Origin of the sequence: uncultured Ellagibacter sp. (assembly GCF_934643285.1) — a bacterium.
GTDB lineage: Bacteria > Actinomycetota > Coriobacteriia > Coriobacteriales > Eggerthellaceae > Ellagibacter.
Map to the genome: position 1 here is coordinate 100,197 of NZ_CAKUBT010000002.1, position 20,917 is coordinate 121,113.

General features: G+C 61.6%; 15 protein-coding genes, 2 tRNA genes and 1 riboswitch. Of the genes, 9 read left to right on the forward strand and 8 right to left on the reverse strand.

Going from position 1 to position 20,917, the window contains the following annotated elements; translation table 11 throughout:
* Positions 1 to 81 precede the first annotated feature (81 nt).
* Positions 82 to 993, forward strand: coding sequence for a DMT family transporter (locus tag Q0I65_RS01910; RefSeq protein WP_296059163.1), 912 nt, complete (start codon positions 82 to 84; stop codon positions 991 to 993).
* Positions 966 to 1,493, forward strand: a complete 528-nt coding sequence (locus Q0I65_RS01915; RefSeq protein ID WP_158050416.1) for a shikimate kinase — start codon at positions 966 to 968, stop codon at positions 1,491 to 1,493. The genes Q0I65_RS01910 and Q0I65_RS01915 overlap by 28 nt, the downstream gene beginning before the upstream one ends.
* 71 nt (positions 1,494 to 1,564) lie before the next feature.
* Here the strand turns inward: Q0I65_RS01915 and Q0I65_RS01920 are convergent, their stop codons facing one another.
* From Q0I65_RS01920 to Q0I65_RS01930, 3 genes are all read right to left on the reverse strand, one after another.
* Positions 1,565 to 2,992, reverse strand: coding sequence for an MATE family efflux transporter (locus Q0I65_RS01920; RefSeq protein ID WP_296059168.1), 1,428 nt, complete (start codon positions 2,990 to 2,992; stop codon positions 1,565 to 1,567).
* Between the two features lie 198 nt (positions 2,993 to 3,190).
* Positions 3,191 to 4,702: a sodium:alanine symporter family protein gene (locus Q0I65_RS01925; protein WP_296059170.1), complete on the reverse strand. Its 1,512-nt coding sequence runs from the start codon at positions 4,700 to 4,702 to the stop codon at positions 3,191 to 3,193.
* A gap of 161 nt (positions 4,703 to 4,863) precedes the next feature.
* Positions 4,864 to 4,974: riboswitch (glycine riboswitch) on the reverse strand.
* A gap of 178 nt (positions 4,975 to 5,152) precedes the next feature.
* Positions 5,153 to 5,228 (reverse strand) — tRNA-Arg (locus Q0I65_RS01930).
* Positions 5,229 to 5,998: 770 nt separating this feature from the next.
* Here Q0I65_RS01930 and Q0I65_RS01935 point away from each other — a divergent pair.
* The 3 genes from Q0I65_RS01935 (at position 5,999) to Q0I65_RS01945 (ending at position 9,025) form a co-directional block, all read left to right on the forward strand.
* Positions 5,999 to 7,054: a homocysteine S-methyltransferase family protein gene (locus Q0I65_RS01935; RefSeq protein WP_296059172.1), complete on the forward strand. Its 1,056-nt coding sequence runs from the start codon at positions 5,999 to 6,001 to the stop codon at positions 7,052 to 7,054.
* A gap of 5 nt (positions 7,055 to 7,059) precedes the next feature.
* Complete coding sequence (locus Q0I65_RS01940) at positions 7,060 to 7,356, forward strand: hypothetical protein (RefSeq protein WP_296059173.1); 297 nt, start codon at positions 7,060 to 7,062, stop codon at positions 7,354 to 7,356.
* Between the two features lie 946 nt (positions 7,357 to 8,302).
* A complete protein-coding gene (locus Q0I65_RS01945; protein WP_296059175.1) occupies positions 8,303 to 9,025 on the forward strand; it encodes a 4Fe-4S dicluster domain-containing protein in 723 nt (240 codons plus the stop codon).
* Positions 9,026 to 10,120: 1,095 nt separating this feature from the next.
* On the opposite strand, the gene Q0I65_RS01950 is transcribed toward Q0I65_RS01945, so the two are convergent.
* Positions 10,121 to 10,363 (reverse strand): hypothetical protein, encoded by a 243-nt coding sequence (locus Q0I65_RS01950; RefSeq protein WP_296059177.1) that lies wholly within the window; start codon positions 10,361 to 10,363, stop codon positions 10,121 to 10,123.
* Between the two features lie 67 nt (positions 10,364 to 10,430).
* Here Q0I65_RS01950 and Q0I65_RS01955 point away from each other — a divergent pair.
* The 4 genes from Q0I65_RS01955 to Q0I65_RS01970 all read left to right on the forward strand — a co-directional run bounded on the left by Q0I65_RS01955 (position 10,431) and on the right by Q0I65_RS01970 (position 13,914).
* A tRNA-Leu gene (locus Q0I65_RS01955) sits at positions 10,431 to 10,517 on the forward strand.
* 241 nt (positions 10,518 to 10,758) lie between these two features.
* The gene (locus Q0I65_RS01960; protein WP_296059178.1) at positions 10,759 to 11,613 is read left to right on the forward strand and encodes an ABC transporter ATP-binding protein; all 855 of its coding nucleotides are present in this window, start codon (positions 10,759 to 10,761) and stop codon (positions 11,611 to 11,613) included.
* Between the two features lie 172 nt (positions 11,614 to 11,785).
* The gene (locus Q0I65_RS01965) at positions 11,786 to 12,478 is read left to right on the forward strand and encodes a response regulator transcription factor (RefSeq protein ID WP_296059179.1); all 693 of its coding nucleotides are present in this window, start codon (positions 11,786 to 11,788) and stop codon (positions 12,476 to 12,478) included.
* On the forward strand, positions 12,475 to 13,914 hold the full coding sequence (locus Q0I65_RS01970; RefSeq protein ID WP_296059181.1) for an ATP-binding protein: 1,440 nt from the start codon (positions 12,475 to 12,477) through the stop codon (positions 13,912 to 13,914). Before Q0I65_RS01965 ends, Q0I65_RS01970 begins: the two co-directional genes overlap by 4 nt.
* 377 nt (positions 13,915 to 14,291) lie before the next feature.
* On the opposite strand, the gene pknB is transcribed toward Q0I65_RS01970, so the two are convergent.
* The 4 genes from pknB to Q0I65_RS01990 form a co-directional block, all read right to left on the reverse strand.
* Positions 14,292 to 16,289 carry a Stk1 family PASTA domain-containing Ser/Thr kinase gene (gene pknB / locus Q0I65_RS01975; protein WP_366513199.1) on the reverse strand — a complete coding sequence of 666 codons (1,998 nt, stop codon included), beginning with the start codon at positions 16,287 to 16,289 and terminating at the stop codon, positions 14,292 to 14,294.
* 72 nt (positions 16,290 to 16,361) lie between these two features.
* The gene (locus tag Q0I65_RS01980) at positions 16,362 to 19,178 is read right to left on the reverse strand and encodes an FtsW/RodA/SpoVE family cell cycle protein (protein WP_296059183.1); all 2,817 of its coding nucleotides are present in this window, start codon (positions 19,176 to 19,178) and stop codon (positions 16,362 to 16,364) included.
* A complete protein-coding gene (locus tag Q0I65_RS01985) occupies positions 19,175 to 20,494 on the reverse strand; it encodes a Stp1/IreP family PP2C-type Ser/Thr phosphatase (RefSeq protein WP_296059185.1) in 1,320 nt (439 codons plus the stop codon). The genes Q0I65_RS01980 and Q0I65_RS01985 overlap by 4 nt, the downstream gene beginning before the upstream one ends.
* Positions 20,494 to 20,907, reverse strand: a complete 414-nt coding sequence (locus tag Q0I65_RS01990) for an FHA domain-containing protein (protein ID WP_158050157.1) — start codon at positions 20,905 to 20,907, stop codon at positions 20,494 to 20,496. Before Q0I65_RS01990 ends, Q0I65_RS01985 begins: the two co-directional genes overlap by 1 nt.
* Positions 20,908 to 20,917 lie beyond the last annotated feature (10 nt).

The following is a 20,917-nucleotide window of genomic DNA, read 5'->3' on the forward strand; positions in this document are numbered from 1 at the left end:
GGGGTCTTAAGGCGTCATGCGGGCCAACCGCCCGTATGCGGCGGTTCTCAGCCCTGACTCGAAGGAAGAAGAATATCATCCATGGCAAATATCCCATCTTGGGTCTATAAGCTCCTCATCGTTCTCGCGACGATTATCTGGGGTTTCAGCTTCGTCGTCATGAAAGACGTCGTGGCTGTGTTGCCCCCGGCGTGGCTTTTGGGCATGCGCTTTCTCTTTGCGGGCGCGTTGCTGCTCGTGATACTGCGCAAGCGCGTCATGCGGTTCTGCTTGCGCAAGGTCGTGACCTACGGGTTCATTCTCGGGGTGCTCGACTTCACCGCCTTCTGGCTGCAGACGGTGGGGCTCAAATACACCACGCCGGGCATCAACGCGTTTCTGACCGCGACGTATTGCGTGCTTGTGCCGTTCGCCTGGTGGCTCATCGCGCGTAAGCGCCCGACCGCGTTCAATATCGTTGCGGCGGTCGTGGCTGTGTGCGGCATTTGGCTTGTGTCGGTGAGCTCGTCGGGCGAGACGCTCTCCATCGGTTTCGGTGAGGCGATGACGCTTGGCTGCGCGGTCGCATTCGCGGCGCACATCGTCGCCGTCTCGAAATTCGCGCAGAAATGCGACGCGCTTGTTTTGACGGTGTTTCAGTTCATCGCGGAAGGCGCGCTCGGAATCGTCTTTGGCGCTGCGACCGAAACCTTCCCGGGTATCGCGGCGTTCACCCCTGAAATCATCGGGCAGATGCTGTTCCTCGCGGTGTTCGCGTCCGTCGTTGCGTTCGGCATCCAGAACGTGTCGCTCGCGCATGTGCCACCCACCCAGGCGTCGCTTCTCTTGAGTCTGGAATCGGTGTTTGGCGTGGTGTCTTCCATCCTGTTGTATGGCGAGCAGATGACGTTGCGCCTTGTGGTGGGCTTTGTGCTGATCTTTGCTGCTATAGTGATCAGCGAGACATTACCGTTGAAGGAGAAGCCATGTCGGAGAAAAACAACATCGTCCTGATCGGCATGCCGGGTGCCGGCAAGTCAACTTTGGGCATCGTGCTCGCGAAGATTGTCGGTTACGACTTTATCGATGCCGACCTGGTGATTCAGAACCAGTGCGACAAGACGCTGCAAAAGCTGCTCGACGCATGCGGCCCGGAAGGGTTCATCGCCGTTGAGAATCAGGTTCTCTCCGATTTGAAGGCCGAGCGTTCGGTCATCGCGACGGGTGGTTCTGCGGTCTATTCCGACGAGGCAATGAAGCATCTTTCCGAGATCGGCCACGTGGTTTACCTGCAGATTTCCTACGACGAGCTGAAAAGCCGCCTGTCCGATTTGCAGGAGCGCGGCGTAGTTTTGAAGAATGGCGTCGGCATGAGCCTGCATGAGCTCTTCGACGAGCGCAAGCCGCTCTACGAGAAGTATGCGGAGGTCACGGTGAACGTTGACGACCTCACGATCACGGCTGCCGCGCGCAAGGTGGCAAGCGCTCTGAAGGGTCTCGTCCCCGAGGCGTAAAGGGCACAAGAGATAACGTTTGGCAAGCAAGAGGCGCGGGCTCGTCCCGCGCTTTTTGCGTGCGGCATCCCTTACGCGATTCCTCCGCCATCGCGCAGGCGGCGCAGCTTGTGGACTTCTCGCGCGACGAAGACGCTGGTCACGCATACCGAAAGCGCGTCGGACACCGGAGCGCTTATGATGACGCCCTCAAGTCCCGTCGTGCCGAAGAGCGCTGTCAGCACGGGCGGTAGCAGCAGGTACAAAGGGATGAGGAAGAGCACCTGGCGTGTGAGCTCGAGAATCGCGGCCTTCATCGGCTGGCCGCTCGATTGGAAGTAACTCGATCCCACAATCTGGAATCCAACAGGTGCGAAGAAAATCACGTACACGTGCAGTGCGTACACGGCGAAATTCTCCAGGTCGCCCGAAACGCCGAACAGCTCCACGATCGGCGCGGGAATGGCCTCCGCAATCAGGAAGAACGCTCCGCCGATGCATACGCCGGTGATGCTTGCCCACTTCAGCGTGTCGAGCACGCGCTGCCACAGCTTCGCGCCGTAGTTGAACCCGATGATGGGTTGCGCTCCCATGATCAGGCCGATGAGCGGCGTGAACGCAAACATCGCCGCCTTTTGCGCCACACCGATCGCCGCGAGTGCGGCCGTGGTGCCGATGGGGTCGGTCGACCCGTACAGGCTCACCACGTGGTTCAGCACGATGCCGACGAACATGGAGGCAACCTGCATCACAAACGACGCGATGCCCATCGTGAGGATATTCCCCATGAGCTTCACATCGGGCACGCAGCAACGAAGGCGCAGCTTGAAAGCGGCGTTTTTGCTCATGGTGAAGTGCCAAACGACGGGCACCATGCCGCATGCCTGGCCGAGAATCGTGGCCGATGCGCTGCCTGCGACGCCGAACCCCAGCACGATGACGAACAGGTAGTTGAAGATGATGCACGTCACCGTGCCGAAGATCATGGTGCCGAGTGCGAGGTTGGGCCTTCCCGCAGTGCGCAGGAAGTTGTTGAGCCCCATGCCGAGTGATTGGAAGATGAAGCCGAAGCAGATGATTTGCACGAAAGTCTTCGTGAGGTCCCAAAGCTCATCGGTCGTGCCGATACCCGCGAGGATGGGGTCGATGAGGAGCCCCGACGCCACCGCGATGATGACGGCGATGCCCACAAGCAGCGTGGCTGAGTTCCCGAGCGTGCGCTCGACCTGGTCTTTCTCTCCCTTTCCCAACTGAATCGCCGCGAGAGCGTTGCCGCCTTGGCCGGCGATCATCGAGAAGCCCATAAGAAGGGTCATCACGGGGAAGGCGAGAGTGGTCACCGCCACGCCAGAACCGTCGGGCAGCGCCTGTCCCAAAAAGATCGTGTCGACCACGTTGTAGAGCGTGTTGAACACCATGCTCACGATGGCGGGGATAGAGAACTCGAGGAGCAGCTTTCCGACGCGCTCGGTTCCCAAGCGGTCGGTGCGGTTATCGGGCGGTGCCGGGCTGTCTGACATGGGGCTAAGCCTAACTATGCGCAAACCGCGCGGCGCGACACCGCGGGCTGTTCGATTATCGATGCACGCGCAAGTATAGAAAGCGAGAAGGCGGGTTGACAAGCCTAATCGGCCAATCAACCCGCCTTCGCGGCAAGGGAAACGATAAGCGTCGGGCGATCGTGCCCCGTCGGGCGATTGCGCCCCGCTAGGCGCAACCTACGCCGTTGCCTCCTCGGCTTTCCAGTCGTCGGAGGTGTCGCGCGGCGCAAGGTTGTCCTCGTCGCCTGCGGCCTCGTCGAGGCGCTTGAAGTAGTCCTTCGTCTCCTTCACAACCACGCCGGACAGCACAATCAGGGCGATCATGTTCGGGATAGCCATGCAGGCGTTGAAGATGTCGGCGATGGTCCACACGGCGGAAACGGTCATGTAGGGGCCGATGAACACGGCGAGGATGTAGAGCCAGCGGTACGTCTTCACGGCCTTCTTCGAACCGCCGGAGAGGTACTCCAGGCAGCGCTCGCCGTAGTAGTCCCAGCCGAGGATGGTGGTGAAGCCGAAGAGCGCCAGGCACACCATCAGGACAAACGACACGGCTTCGGCGGGAATGAAGGGCAGGCCCATCTGGAACGCCGCGGTGGTGACGGCGGCGCCTTCAAGCCCGGGGATCTGGTAGGCGCCGGTCATGACAAGCGCGAGGCCGGTCATGGAGCACACGATGATGGTGTCGAGGAAGGTGCCGGTCATCGAAACGAGACCCTGGCGCACTGGCTCTTTCGTCTGCGCAGCCGCGGCGGCGATAGGCGCGGAGCCCAGGCCTGCCTCGTTGGAGAAGATGCCGCGCGCGATGCCCTTCTGCATGGCGATGATGATCGCGCCGAGCGCACCGCCTGCGGCAGCGCGCAGGCCGAAGGCGCTTTGGACGATGGTGACGAGCGCGTCGGGCAGCGCCGTGATGTTCAGCACGATGAGGATGAGCGAGAACGCCACGTAGATCACGACCATCACGGGAATGACCCTCTCGGAAACGCTCGCGATGCGCTTCAGGCCGCCGATGACGACGAGGCCGACAACGATCGCGACAAGAAGCGACCCGATCACGGTGGCGATGGAGTAGTCCATGCCAAGGATGCTCACGGTTGCGGACTTGTTGGGGTCAAAGAAGCCGGTGATTGCGGAGTTGATAGAGTTGACCTGCGTAAACGTACCAATACCGAACAGGCCGACGCACATGCCGAAGAACGCGAAGATCTTCGCGAGCCACTTCCAGGAAATCTGGGGCAGGCGCTTTCCCATGCCGCGCTCGATGTAGTAGAACGGGCCGCCGAGCACGTGGCCGTCCTTGTCGATGCTGCGGAACTTTACCGCGAGCAGGCCCTCGGAGTATTTGGTCGCCATGCCGAACAAGGCGGCAACCCACATCCAGAACATGGCGCCCGGGCCGCCAGCGACGACTGCGGTCGCCACGCCGACGATGTTGCCGGTGCCGATGGTCGCGGAAAGAGCGGTGCACAGAGCGCCGAACGACGACACCTCGCCGGTCGCGTCCTCGCCTTTCTCGTTTTTCAGCATGTAGCGCAGGGCGCGCGGCAGCTTGCTGAACTGCAGACCGCGCAGGCGCACGGTCAGAAGAATGCCGCCGAACAGGATGAGCACCATCAAGGGCACGCCCCAGATGAAGTCGTCGATGGCATTGAGCACGTTGTTGAACGCGCTGAAGAAGTCTTCCACTGTTCCTCCTCGATATCCGTTACGTTTCGCAACTTCAAGCGGCCCTCGAAAAGGCCGTGGAGGACTCGCGCGTTCCGAGTTTTAACGCGCGCGACAAGCGGTATGGGCGCAACAAAAGGAAAGGGAAAAGCGAAATGCGACACGCAGATGCGACAAGCAGTAAGCTTTTCTCTGTCCTTTTGCCTGAGAGTTTCAACGAAAAGCCTGTGAACAGGTGTTTCGCCTTGCCCCTTCGGCACCCAGCTTGCCTGGGATTCTCCAGAGGCCCCTTCGGCGCCCTGTTTCCCGAAGAATCCAGAGCGAGTCATAAGGGGTGACGCTTTGAAATTGTGGAGCCATTGTAAGCACATCGCTCCACCACGCGCAAGTGCTTTTTTGGGGAATTGGAAAAATACTGATGCGAAAGGTAGGTATTAGGAAGCTAAAAGCCGAAAACCGCAGGCAGGAAAGTGGCGCCCCTGAGAGGACTCGAACCTCCGACGCACGGTTTAGGAAACCGACGCTCTATCCGCTGAGCTACAGGGGCGCATAATGCGGCAGTGCCGATTCTACCAGAAAGTCGGCCGAAGCTCGCATTAAGCTGCGCATCCCGCGCAAGGCCTTCGCATTCATGTCCCTGGGGCCATTGGGGTGCCGAGAAACGCGCACCCGCGCAAGGCCTTCGCATTCATGTCCCTGGGGCCATTGGGGTGCCGAGAAACGCGCACCCGCGCAAGGCCTTCGCATTCTACGGCGGGCCTTCGCTTGTTCGCAAAGTGGGAGGTTCGATGGTGCCTGGTGAGCCAGCTTGAAGATAATGGCTCGCCAGGCTCCATCTTGGAGAAAGAATTGGCCCAGGGGAGAGGGGAGCTCCCGCTGGGCCCAAGGAGGGGATTTGCGACGCTTATGGATGCGTCGCTTCTGCTTTTCTAGGGGTATGAAAGCAGTGCAGTGAGGAAGGAGGGGAGCCTTCTCAGCTGCTGACGTCATTATATGAAGGGATGCCAGAAAAAAACGCGCTCCGGGGCGGAACGGCGCGATATGGGCGGTGAAGTGCGGTAACGTTTCCGCTCACCCCGAAAAGCGTGCCGCTCGCCCCTTGGTGAGAATAATAGCACTCATCTATTATTATTTGTTGAGAATAGCGTTGAAGCCGACCATGCCGAGCTTTCGGGGTCGCTGTTCTGGCATGCTTGTTTTCGGGGTCGCTCCATCCGCCGGTGCTCCCACGCTATGTGAGATGTGAGGCACGGAGCCCTCGAGACTCGCCCTTCTGCGCGCATACGCTATGATGGGGAAAACGAGAAAGGATGCCCCATGCCCGACATTGCTCTTCGCTTCGACAAAGATATGCTCGTCGTTTCCGCCCCTGTTTCCGCTGCGCTTGCGCGCCAGGGCGTCGACGTCGATCGCGACCTCGAGCTGATGACCGTCCTCGAGCCCGATTCGATTCAGGAAGCGATGCGGTTGGAGTCCATGGCCGGGGCCCAATGTCTTGTAACGAGCACCGCGGGAATCGCGCCTGCTCGAATGGCGCAGGTTGGAATGGAGGATCGCGCCCATGATGTGGCTCGCGCCTCGCTCGAGCTGTTGCGGCCACTGAAACCGCAGCATGTTCTTGTGGAAATCGGGCCGTGCGGCTTGCCGCTTGACGCATCGAGCAAGGCGTCGCTCAACGAGAACCGCGACCAATACGCCCGTGCCGCGCGCCTGTTCGAAGGCGAGCAGTTTGACGCCTTCTTCTTGAACGGGTTCACCACGGCAAGCGACCTTTTGTGCGCGCTCATGGGTGTGCGTCAGGTGAGCGACATGCCCGCGTTCGCGTCGATCGATGTGCTTGCTGACGGAACGCTTGCGAGTGGGCGCGGGACCCTCGAAGAGGCGTGCGCGATCATGGGCGAATATGGCGCTTCGGTGGCGGGCTTTTCCACGGCGTGCGCGATCGAGGGCGCATGCGCACTCGCGAAGCGTGTCGAAGCAGCCTGTGAACTGCCAATTCTCGTACAGCTGGCGGTTGTTGAGCACAAGCCGAAGCAAGGCGGCCCCACGGACGCGAACCCGTACTACTGCCCTGACGCCGTCGTCGATGCCGCCGTGCGCCTGCGAGCCTCGGGCGTTCAGTTCTTGCGCGCGACCGGCGCCGCAACCCCCGCCTATACAGGAGCGCTCGCCGCTACGACGTCGGGGCTTGATGTCGCGGCGTGCCGCGCGGCGGATGCGTCCCCAGCCGTCGAGGAGCCTTCTTCAAGTGACGATGCGCGAAGTGAAGGGGAGCCCCAGGTGGCATCTGCAACCGACGAGCAGATGAGCGCGCTGGCAGATGCGCTGCGCGAGAAAGTCGCCGCGGCCTTTAGCGAGGGCGGGGAGGCGTAGGCGCCATGTCCTCTCGAGAGAAGAGCCCCTATTACGGCGCATTGCAGCAGGTGGTTGACTCCCTGTTTGCGGATTTGACGGAAGAGGAGCGCATCGCCGATATGGCCGGCATCCCCGGCGCGCGCAAGGTGCGCAGGCTCGATGTGATTATGGCGGCCGAGGCGGTCGATCTGCCCGATGACCTGCGCGAAATCGTGAACCTGCTGCCTCCGAGCACCTTCACGCGCCGCCGTTTGTGCGATCAATTGAACTCCGCTGTCGGAGGGCATGCCTGGGGACAGAAGTACGGCACCGTCGAATAAGCGGGGTGGTCGCGGGCGGCATACACATCGCTCTGGAAGGTAGGCCAAAGGGCCATCGGATGAAACCGTCGGTCGCTCTTATTTCCGGAAAGCGGAACGATGCGTCATTCGGGATGCTGCTCGGGACGTTTTCCGGGATACTGCCTGGGATGCCCCGCCTGCCCCACTCGTCTTGAAAACAGAGTGATGCGTCATTCGAGAGTGCAGTCTCCGTCCGCCCCTTTTTCTCGGAAATCAGGGTGCGAGGGACAGAAAATGGCGATATGTGAGCCTCTGCGTTCGGGAGTGATTGCTCGCCTTGCTTTCGGAGGTATCCCCCCAGGTCAGAATTTCTGGAAAGAAGCTAGCTATTCGATTCCACTCACATATCGCTGCTTTTTGTCCACGACGATGCGATTCCGAGTAAGAAGACGTTCGCAGCAGGCGGTCGCGGGCGGCGGGATGGAGCAAAACCCTTAGTTGGTGGTCAACTGGACGAGTTGTGCGACGTTTTCTTTCGCTCGATTACAGCTGGGAGAATTTGTGACCAGGCCTTTTGTTGCTACGGGGCTTCTAGGGCGCGTTCGCTTCGCGAAAAAGCGCTCCCGTTTGGCCTTCCGGGCGCGCACAACTCGTCCAGTTGACCACGAACTCGGCCTAGTGCTCGCGAGCTATCGTGGACATTTGTTGTCGATGGCGTGAATGCGCATATGATAGTAAATCAGTAGCATATAATTCGCAGAAATCACGGATCGGGTCAACATGTGGCGGATGAGGCTTGGCTGGTTCCGACTACTGGGACGGGCTGGTTCGACCGCTAAGAGGTGCCGACCCCGACCGCGAGGATTAGGCTGGTCCCGACTGCTCGGTGATAGGCTGAATCGGTGATGGCCAGTGGGTGGGTCGGTCGGTTCACGGGTTGATCAACCTCGACCCGTGGCAAGGCAAAACGATAGAGGGGGAGTTTATGATTCGAACGGTTATCCATATTGACGAGGACAAATGCACAGGTTGCGGCCTGTGCGCGAACGCGTGCCACGAAGGCGCGATCGGCATCGTCGATGGCAAGGCGAAGCTTTTGCGCGACGATTTTTGCGATGGCATGGGCGATTGCCTGCCCTCGTGTCCGACGGGTGCCATCACGTTCGTCGAACGTGAGGCGCTTCCCTATGATGAGGCTGCCGTGGTCGCAGCTCAGACGGCGAAAGCTCACGCCGTGCATACGGGGCAGGGCGGTTCCGGCGACCTTGGCGGGGGTTGCCCCGGCTCGCGCGCCCAAATGCTCCACACTCCCGAAAAGACGCAGGCATCTCCCGAAGCCGAGGTACCAAGCCAGCTTGCCCAATGGCCGTGCCAGATAAAGCTCATGCCCCTGCAATCTCCTTACTACCAGGGAGCTGACCTGCTCATCGCCGCTGATTGCACGGCGTTTTCCTACGCATCGTTCCATGACCGCTACATGCGCGGTCGGGTCACGATCATCGGCTGCCCCAAACTCGATGCGGTCGATTACACCGAGAAGCTGTCGGCCATCATCGCGATGAACGACATTCGCTCGGTCACCGTTTGCCGCATGGAGGTGCCGTGCTGCGGCGGGCTGCAGCGTGCCGCGGAGGGCGCTCTCGACGCCAGCGGCAAGAAGCTTCCCTTCGAGGTGGTCACCTTCTCCGTGCGCGGCGAGGTTCTCTAAGGGAACTCGCCAATGGGGAAACCGCAGCTGGCACGTGCTTGAATGATTCCTCCGCACAGTTGAGAATCGGCCTGCGCCAGTCTTGCATTGGCTGCCGGTCTCGTGCTGATAGCATCTCGCGTACGGCACCTGCCGCGTGCGAAGCGAGAGCCCCCGTGCAACCCGAACGCCTGAGTCGGCGTGTGCGCTACCCTCTGCCTGCTTGCGCCCCGAGCTTGTTCGTTTCGACGGCTCGGGGCGTTTTTTCATTTCGCATGATGAGGCGTGGTATCATCTGTGGAAATAGGCATGCGAAAGACGGAGGTGGGCGCATTGCCAAATTCGCCCTTGTTGATGATGGCGATTTTGATCGTGATGGCAATTGCCGTCGTCGTGGTGATTGCGATGACGCTCAAGCTTAATCAGGAAGTTCGCAATCTGGCCGAAGATGTGGAAATCGATCGGCAGAATCTCGCTAAGCTGAACCATGAGGTGGGAAAACGTTTGGGAGCGCCGCGCCCTCGCGGACAGCAGCGGCCGTCGGGCGCCAGCATGCCCCCGCAGGGGCGGCCTCAGGCTGCTGCTCAGCAGGCAGCGCGCGCAGCAGGCGGCCCCGTTGCGACTTCCGTTCCCGTGGACGTAGAGGCTGTTTCTCACGGCTCTGCAGCGGGCGTACCGGCTGATGCTGTTCAAGGGTACATTCCTGGAAGCTATCGTGTTCCGGTTCGTGGCGCCGAGGGCCCGTCGGCTGCGACGGCGTCTGCTCGTGAAACGGCTCGGGCGGAGGCGGCGCAAAGTTCTCGGGCAGCGCAAACGAAGCCGCGCCAGTCAACTCTTGCTGAGCGTCGGGCAGAGCGGAGAGCTCGTGCGGAGCGTCGCGCTGCCATGGCGGACTACACTCCGGCGCGCGCCGAGCGTCGGGCGAACATCGCTGTCCCTCGTGGTGAGGAAAAGGGCTCTTGGCCTGGTGAGACGGGGCCGCAATCGCGTGTGCGCACTCAAGCAGCCGCAGCGAGAGAAACTTCTTCCCAAGCGTCACGCTCCACTCGCAATGCAGCCGCTCAAGCATATGATGCGCAGGGTGCGCCATCGCGGGCAAGCGGTTCCCGAGAGGTGTCAGCATCCCGTGTTTCGCCTGATGGTGCGCGTGCGGGCGAGGGTGCACCCGTGAGAGGTCGCCATGGTGCCGAGGCGTCGAGGGTCGCTCAGCGCCAGCGCGCCGACCGAGAGGCCCAGCGCGCCGCTCTCGAGGCCCAGCGCCTCGTCGAGCAGCAGCGAGCGGCTCGAGCGCAGCGCGAAGATGAGATCCGCCGCCGTGCCGAACGTCAAGCTGCGCGGGCAATGGCAGAAAAAGAGCAAAATCCCCTTGCGCGCAGCAAAGAAGTGGAGTAACATAATCAACCGCTTCAATACCTGAGGCAGATGTGCGGGCGTGGCGGAATTGGCAGACGCGTACGGTTCAGGTCCGTATGGGGGCAACCCCATGAAGGTTCAAGTCCTTTCGCCCGCACCATTTTGAACACTCGCCAGCCTTTCTCGGCTGGCTTTTTATTTCCTGCATTTTACTCAGATATAACGAGCATCCAACAAGGCTTTGACGTGCATGCGGGAACATGGTTGCATCTGCCGATGACGAATGACGGAAAGCGAACGCCATGCTCGTAGAGAAGAAAAGTGTCGAAACCCGAGAGGTCGTTGAGGCCGCAGAGCGCTTGCTTGCGGAAAGCGCGGCGCCTCGAAAAGCTGCAAGGGGTGTGAAGAGGACGTGTGAGCCTCTGTATTCCTCATGTGCTGCTCGCGATGGTCTCGGCGTCCTGGCTCATCATACGGCCTGTGAAGGAAACGAACCTGCAGCGCCGCTTGTTCGCGTGCGCAAGTTCACCTTGCGTCTCGGCGCATTTACCTCGTTGGAAGACGTCTCTTTCGATATCGCGAAAGGCAAGGTCACGGCGCTTTGCGGCCCGCGAGGATGCGGTATCGAGGCCATGCTTGACGCACTGGGAGCCACGCTTCCCGGCGCTCGGACTGTCGACATGGGCGGCTCGATCGAGCTTTGCGGGCATGATGCTTATCGCACGCTCGGTGCTGAGCGCGCCCGCGAGAAGGTTGCCCGCGTGTTTTTCGGCGGCTCCTTCGAGCTACAGAGCGTTCGCAACGCCATCGCGTTTTCCATTCGCCAGAGAGGTATCCACGACAGGGCTGCGATTGCCGCCGAGATCGATCGCGTGCTGCGCTCGCTTGACGCGGAAAGGCGTTTGGGCGATCACCTCGATCGCGCGGTAAGCTCGCTTCCCGCACTTGAGAGGCGTCTTGTCGCCATCGCCCGTGCGCTTGCGAAGCGTCCCCTCGTACTGCTCGTCTCGGAACCTGCAACGGGACTTGACCAGGTGGATTCCTTTACAATGAGCCAGGCTTTGCAATCGGTTGCGCGCAAGACGGAATGTGCTGTGGTGCTCGCGACGTCTGACCCGCGCTTTGCGAGGATTTGCGCTGATGAAGGCGTCGCCCTCGTGCAGGGTCGCACTGTCGAGGCAGGACCCCTTCCCCAGCTCAGTTCCGCAAGCGCGGATTATCGGACGCGGGCGTTCTTCGAAGGTCGAATCGCATAACAGGTGCCCTTTTCTCATGCGGGGCGGAGTTTCGGAACCGCCCCGCTTCCCATCTTTACGCATCCATGACAAAGCTTCGACGCGCGCTTGACGCATTGGCGCGATGATGAATACACGTTATATAAGCAATGCGGTGCGCGCCAGTGCGCGGGCCGTTGAACAGGATACGCGAATGATTTACTACGTCGAAGATGACACAAACATTAGAGACCTTACCGTCTATGCCCTCAAGCAGGCAGGATTCGAAGCCGCCGGATTCACGTGCGGTCGCGATTTCTTCAAGGCCTGTGACGAGAAGGCGCCCGATTTGGTGCTGCTCGATATCATGCTCCCCGAAATGGGCGGTCTTGAGATTCTCCGCGAGTTGCGCAGTTTGCCGTCGACGAAGAACATCCCTGTTATGATGCTCACAGCGAAAGGCACCGAATTCGACAAGGTGTGCGGGCTCGACGCGGGCGCCGACGATTACCTGGCGAAGCCGTTCGGCATGATGGAGCTGGTATCTCGCGTAAACGCGCTGCTGCGTCGCGCGCAGGCGCCGGCCGTGAGCGCCGACGACACGCTCGTTAACGGGCCGATCGAGCTGGTCTCGTCCGCCCATACGGTGAGCGTCGGGGGAAGCCCCGTGTCACTGACGCTCAAGGAGTTCGACCTGCTGCGCGCGCTGATGCGCAGCGAGGGCAGGGTGCTTTCGCGCGGCAGATTGCTTGAGGACGTGTGGGGAGTGACTTACGTGGGCGAAACGCGCACGGTTGATGTGCATATTCAAACGCTGAGGCAGAAGCTCAATGCCGCCTCGTCGGGCGCCGATGAGCTCATCCGCACGGTTCGCGGCGTCGGATACACGATGAAGAGCGCATCATGAGCCCGACCCATAACAACGTGAAAAGCCTGTCGAACCGCATCTTCCGCAGCGTACTAACCTTCACGCTGATCGTCCTGTTCGTCTTCGGCACCGTCATGTCGGCGATCTTCTACATCACCTACGAGCGCGATGCGGAGGGCGACCTGTCCTCTGCGGCGCAAAACGTCGCGGCATCGCTGGGCAGCCTCGACTCGCAGGCGTGCGAGCAGGCCCTTTCGCAGCAGCTCTCCGACGCCTTCCGCTATACGCTTATCGACACGGACGGCACGGTGCTCTACGACAGCGTGGCCGATGCTTCGGCGATGGAAAACCACGCCGACCGTCCTGAGGTGCGCGAAGCCGACGAGCATGGGCGCGGGGAGGTGTCCCGCTACTCGAGCACGCTTGGCACCGTGACGCTGTATTCTGCGGTGAAGCTCCAGAACGGGGACGTCGTGCGCCTGTCCGAGACGCGCGAGTCCCTGGTCGCGTTCTTCGGCGGCATGATGGGGCCGATCGCGCTTACGCTTCTCGTGGCGATTATGCTCGTGTTCCTGCTGTCGCAACGGCTGACGTCGCGCATTATGCAGCCGATCGATGTGCTTGACTTTGCCAACCCGCTCGAGAACGAGATTTACGAGGAAATGGACCCGCTACTCGAGCGAATCGACGACCAGCAGCGACAGCTTCGCGAGCAGAACAAGGATCTCGCGCGTGCTGAGACGATGCGACGCGACTTCTCGAGCAACGTGAGCCACGAGATGAAGACGCCGCTTCAAGTGATCTCGGGGTATGCCGAGCTCATGAAGAACGACATGGTCGATCCCGCTGACCGCCAGAAGTTCGCGGGGCTCATCTACGACGAGGCGCAATCGATGCGCGCGCTGATTGACGAGGTACTGACGCTCTCGCGGCTTGATGAGACGTCCTTCGATGGCGAGTCCGCGACGCTTATCGATATGCTGGAAGCCTCCAAGCGCGTGGCGGGGCGGCTTTCGAGCTTTGCTCACGACCGCGGCGTGTCGGTTGAGGTGAGCGGAGACTCGGCGTGCATCGCCGGCTCCGAGACGTTGGTCGAGGAGATGCTGTATAACCTGGTAGAGAATGGGATTCGCTACAACCATGAAGGTGGAAGCGTGAGCGTTTCGGTTCGGCTGGAGCTTCCTACTTCGGCGGAGCAGGCTGACGACATCCGTGCGCTGCCTGCGGGGGAGCGCGGCCGCATGCGAGCCGTCGTGCGCGTGAGCGATACTGGCCCGGGCATTCCGGAGGACAAGCAGGAGAAGATCTTCGAGCGCTTCTATCGCTTGGAGAAAAGCCGTTCGAAGGAGACCGGCGGCACGGGACTTGGGCTTGCGATCGTCAAGCATGCCGTGATGTACCACAAGGGCAGCGTTCGGGTGGAAAGCGAAGAGGGCAAAGGTACCGTGTTCATCCTGAGGATACCTACGGCCTAGATTGGGGTGCCTTGAAACGGCACGCTCTTTTTTCATCAAACTATGGAACCCGCGGCATGTCAAGACTTTAATTGAACGCCATCGTCCTTATACTGAAGGTAGGTTCCGCTCCCGCAGTCATACATGCGGTGGACCGACGTTTTATATGCAGGGAGCTCAAGATAGCCTGTGGAACGGAGATTCGTGTCCGTTGATGCGAAAGCCGGAAAGCTGGCTGCGAGCACCCACCTTTCGAGGTGGGTTCACCCTGGACTTGTCGGGGGCGGAGCTTTTTTGCGCTCTAGGGGCGGTTGCCCAGTTTGACGCATGCCTTCCGAGGATTAGTTTCTCGGCCTTGAACGAGAAAGGGCCCCGCAGTGCGAGGCCCTTTGTTGATTCTAATTGTTGCCGTTCGATTGGCTTCCCGATCCGCCATTGCCAGATCCGCCGCCCGACGAGCCGCCCGAAGAAGAGGGGCCGGTCGAAATGACCAGGTGCACCGTCTTGCCCGGCTCGAGCGAGCTTCCGCCGTCAGGGGTTTGGCTGATGACGTTGCCCTGCTTGACCGAATCGCTGCTCTGGTACTCGGTGGATACCCTGAACCCAGCGTTGTCGAGTGTGGTCTGCGCGCTGCCCTCGGATTTGCCGACCACGTTGGGCACCTCGGAGGACTTCTTGCCGGAGCTCACCGTGATGGAGACGGTGCTGCCCTTCTCGAGGCTCTCGTCGGAAGTCGGCGACTGGCGAATGACGTTGCCCTGCTTGACGTCGGAGCTTGCCTCCTCGGAAACGGACACCTCGAAGCCGGCGTTCTTCAGTGCGGCCATCGCATCGCTTTGTGACTTGCCGACCACATTGGGCACCGCGACCTTTTCGGAACCGAGCGAGAGCACATAGGTGATAACGGAGCCCTTCGCCGCCTTGTCGCCCGCCTTCAAATCCTGCGAGGAGATCTTGCCCTTCTCGACTTTGTCGTCGTAGGCAGGCGTGCCCGCCTTCATCGTGAGGCCCACCTTATCGCAAAGCTGTTGTGCCTCGTCAGGCGTCTTGTTTGTCAAATCGGGCACAGTGACCTGCTCGGTGCCTTGCGAGATGTTCAGGTTGATCTTCGTTCCCGCGGGCTTTTTCGTTCCCGCTGCGGGATCCTGGCTCACAACGCTGCCAGCCGCGACGCTGTCGTCGTGCACGGCGTTGGTGGTGCCCACTTCGAAGCCAGCCTTCTCGATAATGGTCGTGGCCTCTTCAAGCGTTTTGCCCTTCACGTCGGGCACGGGGTCACCCGATGCGAAAACGCCGGAGAAGACGAGCGCGGCGATGGCGATGACGGCGATGGCTGCCACGATAGCCACGATGAGCCCCGTCTTCTTGCCGCCCTTGTCCTCGGGCATGTTCGGGGTGTTGGCTCCGTGGTAGTTCGTCTGGCCGCTGTGGGTCACGGGCTTCACGGGCTGGGGTATGACCATCGTGCTGTCGGCGCCTGCCACGCCGCCCTCGATGGGGCTCATCACGCGGGTCTGCGCGCTCGTGAATCCGCCCGGCACCGCGGCGCCCGCAAGTTTCACGGGGCGGCCTGCCAAGAAGTCGTTCAGCGCGAGGCGCATGTCGTTCGCAGTGGCGAAGCGGTCCGCGGGGTTTTTCTGCATGGCCTTCGCGATAATGCTCTCAAGGCCCGGGTCGATGTCGGGGTTGAAGTCGGAGGGCAGCGGCGGCTCCTCGTTGACCTGCTTCATGGCGACGCTGATGGCGTCGGGGCCGTCGAAGGGGAGCTTGCCCGTCGCGGCCTCGAAGAGCACCACGCCAAGCGAGTAGATGTCGCTTGCGGCGGTGAGCTCCTTGCCCTGCGCCTGCTCGGGCGAGATATAGTGTGCCGTTCCGAGAACGGTGGACGTCTTGGCGTTCACCGAGTTCTTTGCGCGCGCGATGCCGAAGTCCATCACCTTCACGTTGCCGTCGGGCTGGACCATAATGTTTTGCGGCTTGATGTCGCGGTGGATGATGTCCTGGTTGTGGGCGACGGAAAGCGCCTGGCACACCTGCGAGCCGATTTCGGCGACCTTGCGCTGGTTGAGCGCGCCTCGCTGCACGATGCCGGTCTTGAGGTCGGTGCCGCGGATGTACTCCATGACGATGAAGTACGTGCCGTCGTCCTGGCCCCAGTCGTAAACGTTCACGATGTAGGGGCTTTGCAGGTTGGCGGCCGACGCGGCCTCCTGGCGGAAGCGCTGCGCGAACGCGGCGTCCGATGCGTATTGGGGCAGCATCACCTTTACGGCAACGCGGCGCCCGAGGACATTGTCCTGAGCCTGGTACACCTCGGCCATGCCGCCGATCCCGATGCGCTCGGTGATCTGGTACCTGTTGTTGAAGATTCTGCCTGTCATCGCTGCGCTAGACACGTTTGCTCCTTAAACTTCCCTGCTGTGCTGCGTTTTTGTTTCGTTTATGCCGGTTCGCATTAGCATACCAAATTATAAATCGCCTTGTACTTCCAACGCCGTTTTCATCACATCTCGAGCCTTGCTGGCGGCGTACTCGCTGGATTGTCCCTTCTCGATCACGATCGCCACGACGACGTTGCAATTCTCCGACGGCGCCATGCCGACAAACCACACGTCGTTGTAGCCGTCGTGCTCGGCGGTGCCCGTCTTGCCCGCCACGGTGACGCCGTTGATTTGGGCGGAAGTGCCGGTGCCGTTGTTCACGACGCCCTCGAGCACAGTGCGCACGCGGCTTGCCGTATCGGTGCTCACTGCTTGCGAGAGCTTCTTCGGTGTGGCCGTGTAGCTGCGCTTGCCGTCGGCGTTGTAGATGCCGTCGACCAGGTAGGGCTGCATGATCGCGCCGTCGTTGGCGATGCCGCAGCCTGCGAGCGCCATCTCGAGCACGGTGGCCTGGGGACCTGCGGGGCTTGGGTGGTTGGTCGTCTTGCTCTCGCCGACGGGCTCGCCCGCCGCCGCCCAAGCGGTCTCCCACGTGGTCATGTCCTTCGCGTCGGGCATGACCGAGGTTGCGAGGGGCAGATCGAAGTCGATGTCCATGTTGAAGCCGAAGAGCTTCGCGTAGTTCACGAGGTTCTCCGCGCCGATCTGCACGCCGAGCTGGCCGAAGACGACGTTGGAGGAAAGCTCGGTCGCGCGTGCGAGCGAAATCGTGCCGTAGTCGTGCTTCTCGAAGTTGGTGACGGCGGCGTTGCCGATGTCCATCGACGAGGGCGACTCGAACATGGTGCTCTCGGTGGCGATGCCTTCCTGCAGCGCGCAGGCGAGCGAGATGATCTTGAACGTTGAGCCCGGCGCGTAGAGTGCTTGCGTCGCGCGGTTGTACAGCTCGCTCGAGCTTGTGGAATTCGCTCCCGAGCTTGCGGCGTCGGCGATCACCTGGTCGATGTCGGCGGCGTCGTAGGTCGGGGCCGAGGCCATCGCGAGCACGGCGCCCGTCTTCGGGTCCATGACCACGCAGGCGCCCGAGTCGTTGACCAGAGCATCTTGCGCCGCCTGCTGAATCTGCGAGTTGATGGAGAGCGTTACGTCGTTGCCAGGGGTGCCCACGCCCGAAAGCGAGTTCACGACATCGGTAATCGACGCGAAGTTCTTCTCGCCCTTGAGCGTGTCGTTGTAGCTGGCCTCGATGCCGCTCGTTCCGTACTTCGACGAGGTGTAGCCCACCACGTGGCTCGCGAGGTCGCCTGCCGGGTAGACGCGCGAGTACGTGCCGTCGTCGTTCTTGACGCTCTGCGCGAGGATGGTTCCGTCGTAGGTGGAGATGGTGCCGCGTTCGGTCTTCGATTCGCGCGCCATGGTGTGGTTGTTCGCCGCCATGTTCTGGTAGTCGCTCGCCTGCACGACCATAATCAGCGTGAGGTTCGCCACGAGCGCCGCGAACATGAGCGAGAACACGATCATGGTGTGCGTGAGGCGCTTGCCGAGCGAGACGCGCCCGAGCACGCTGTTCGCGCTGATGATGGTCGTGGTGTTCATGATCTCGGAAGACGAGCCTGTGCCCTCGTCGCCGCAGCGCAGGAGGAACCCGACGATGATGAACGCGGCGAGCAGCGACGAGCCGCCTTGGCTGACGAAGGGGAGTGTGATGCCGGTGAGGGGGATGAGCCTGGTGACGCCGCCGACGATGATGAACGCCTGGAGCACGATGATCGAGGTGAGGCCTGCGCCGATAAGCGAGCTCACATCCGATTTCGCGCGCGCTGCGGTCACGAAGCCGCGAATCGCGAAGCACAGGTACAAAAGCAGCAGGCCTGCCGCGCCTAAAAGCCCCGTCTCCTCGCCGATGGCCGCGAAGATGAAGTCGCTTTCCACGACCGGGATGCGGGTGATGCCGTTGCCGCCGCCTGCCATGCCGCGCCCGATTCCCGTGCCGAACAGGTCGCCGTCGGCAAGCGAATAGATGGTCTGCACGAGCTGGTAGCCGGTGTTCTGCGCGTCGGCGAAGGGGTTAAGCCAGGTGGCGACACGCGTCTGCACGTGGTCGAAGGCGAAGTAGGCGCCCACGCCGCCGATGGCAACGAGGCCCAAGCCGATGACCAGGTAGAACTTCTTTCCCGTGGCAACGTAGAGCATGACCAGGAACACGAGGAAGAAGACGAGCGCGCTGCCGAGGTCCTTCTCGAACACGACGATGAGCATTGCCACGCCCCACATGAGGAGCAGCGGCAAGAGCGTGCGGATGTCGGGCAAGCGGAACGGGCCCACATGCCAGGTGAACACCGAGAGCATCTCGCGGTTCTGCGCAAGGTAGCCGGCCAGGAAGAGCACGATAATGATCTTCGCGATTTCGCCTGGTTGGAAGGAGAATCCGCCCACATGCAGCCAGATGCGGCTGCCGTAGATTTCCTGGCCGATGCCGGGGATCATCGGCGAGAGCAAAAGGATGACGCCGACGATGGCGAGCGTGTACTTGTAGTTGGCGAGCCGGTCGGGGTTGCGCAAAAACGCCATGACCGCGATCATGAGCACGACGCCCAAGAACAGCCAAACGACCTGGTTGATGGCCATGTTGGGGCTGTCTGAGAAGGGCGCTACGCGCGTGATGAAAGCGATGCCGATGCCTGAGAGCGCGAACGAGATCGGCAGGATGGCGGGGTCGGCTTCGGGGGCGAGTATGCGCGTGGCGATGTGCGCCACGACGAAGGCGCCGAAGATGCCGATCGGCACGCCGAGGGTCTGCATGTCGAGCGCTTGCCCCTCGTTGATTGCAAGCATCGCGAACATCAAGATGACGAGCGGCGATGCGATGAGCAGCAAGATGAGCTCTATGTTGCGCCTCGTCATGCGGCATCACCGCTTCCCGATGCGCTGGGGGATGCGCCGTCGTTTTGAGTCTCCTCGCTGGAGGCGGCGCTTGCGGTGGTGGAAGCGCTTTGCCCTAAGGCTTTCGAGTCGTCGGATTGCGCATCGTCGCGCGTGCGGTCCCGCTCGTCCTCGGTCTGCTTCTTGTTTAGGACTTCCTGCTCGTATTCGGCAACGAGGCTTTCGGCAGCCTCGACGTTGTCGCAGGTGATGGAGTTCTCCGCCAGGCGATTGGCAAGGCCTGGCTGCAGGTCGTCCACGTCGATGTCGGTCGTCTTCTCGAGCGTTGAGAAACTCATCCCCGCGAACTCGCCGGGAACTCCGCGGTAAATCGCGACTTTCCCCTGGTCAACGCCGAGATATGCCGCGGTGTTGATCCAGTAGTTCAGCCCGTATGCCGCACCGCCCACAATCGCCGCGAGCAGGACGAGGACGAATGCAATGGTGATCTTCGTTTTGCGCGCCACTTTGCGGCGACGCTTCTCGGCAAAGCCCTTCACATCGACCACGATGACGGTCACGTTGTCATGGCCGCCGGCGGCGATTGCCTCGTTTACCAGCTGCGATGCGCAGCGCTGCGGGTCTGAGACGCGATTTAGGATTGCCTCGATGTCCTGGTCGAGCACCATGCCCGAAAGTCCGTCTGAGCACAAAAGCAGGCGGTCGCCTGCGTCGACGTTGATCTCGTAGAGGTCGGCCACGGTGCGCGGGTCGCTGCCGAGCGCGCGCGTGATGACCGAGCGCTGCGGGTGGACGCGCGCCTCTTCAGGGGTAATCTGGCCGGCTTCGATGAGATCGGCCATGAGCGAGTGGTCGCGCGTGAGCTGCTGGATCTTCCCTTTGTGGAGCAGGTACGCTCGCGAGTCGCCCACCTGCGCGATGACGAGGCGCTCGCCTTCGAGCATGGCACAGGTGCAAGTGGTGCCCATGCCCTCGCGACCGCGCCCTTCATGTGCCGCCTTCAGGATCGCGTGGTTTGCGGCCTGGACAGCGCGCCCGAGCTCGTTCGCATCGGGATGCTCCGGCGCCCGCTCGGCGATGACGTTGACGGCGATTTCGGATGCGACCTCGCCTGCGGCGTGGCCGCCCATGCCGTCTGCCACTACGAACAGCGGCGGCGCCACGACGAGCGAGTCCTCGTTGTGGTCGCGCACGCAGCCGACGTCGGTTCTGCTGCCGAACGTCGCCGAAGAAGCTCGACGCCCGCGCCCGCTTGAGCGATGCCCTTTCGAGGGGCGCTCCCCGCGCGCTGCGCGATGCGGGTCGTGATTGAATGATTGCTCGTTCTGAACTGGCATTATGCGAACCTAACGCGGATGGCAACGTCGCCGATGTTAACGACGTCGTTGTTCTTTAGGGCTACGGGCCCGGCGATGAGCTTGCCGTTGACGGCGGTTCCGTTGGTGGAGCCGAGGTCTTCGATGAACAGGTTCTGCCCCATGGGATTAAAGCATGCGTGACGTGCGGAAACGTACCCGGCTCCAATCACGATGTCGGCGCCAGGCGTGCGGCCGACCACAACCGGCCCGCGCACTGCGATGGAGACACCGCGAAGCTCCTTCGGGCCGCGTTCGATCGACAGGTTCCACGAGCGCTCCTTCTTGCGCTGTCCGCGGACGAGTCCCACGCCGGTTTTCATGATGGCGAACAGGAACAGGTACAGAAGCGCCACGAACAGCAGGCGCGCGATGAGCAATACGGTGTCGATCACGATGTGCCTT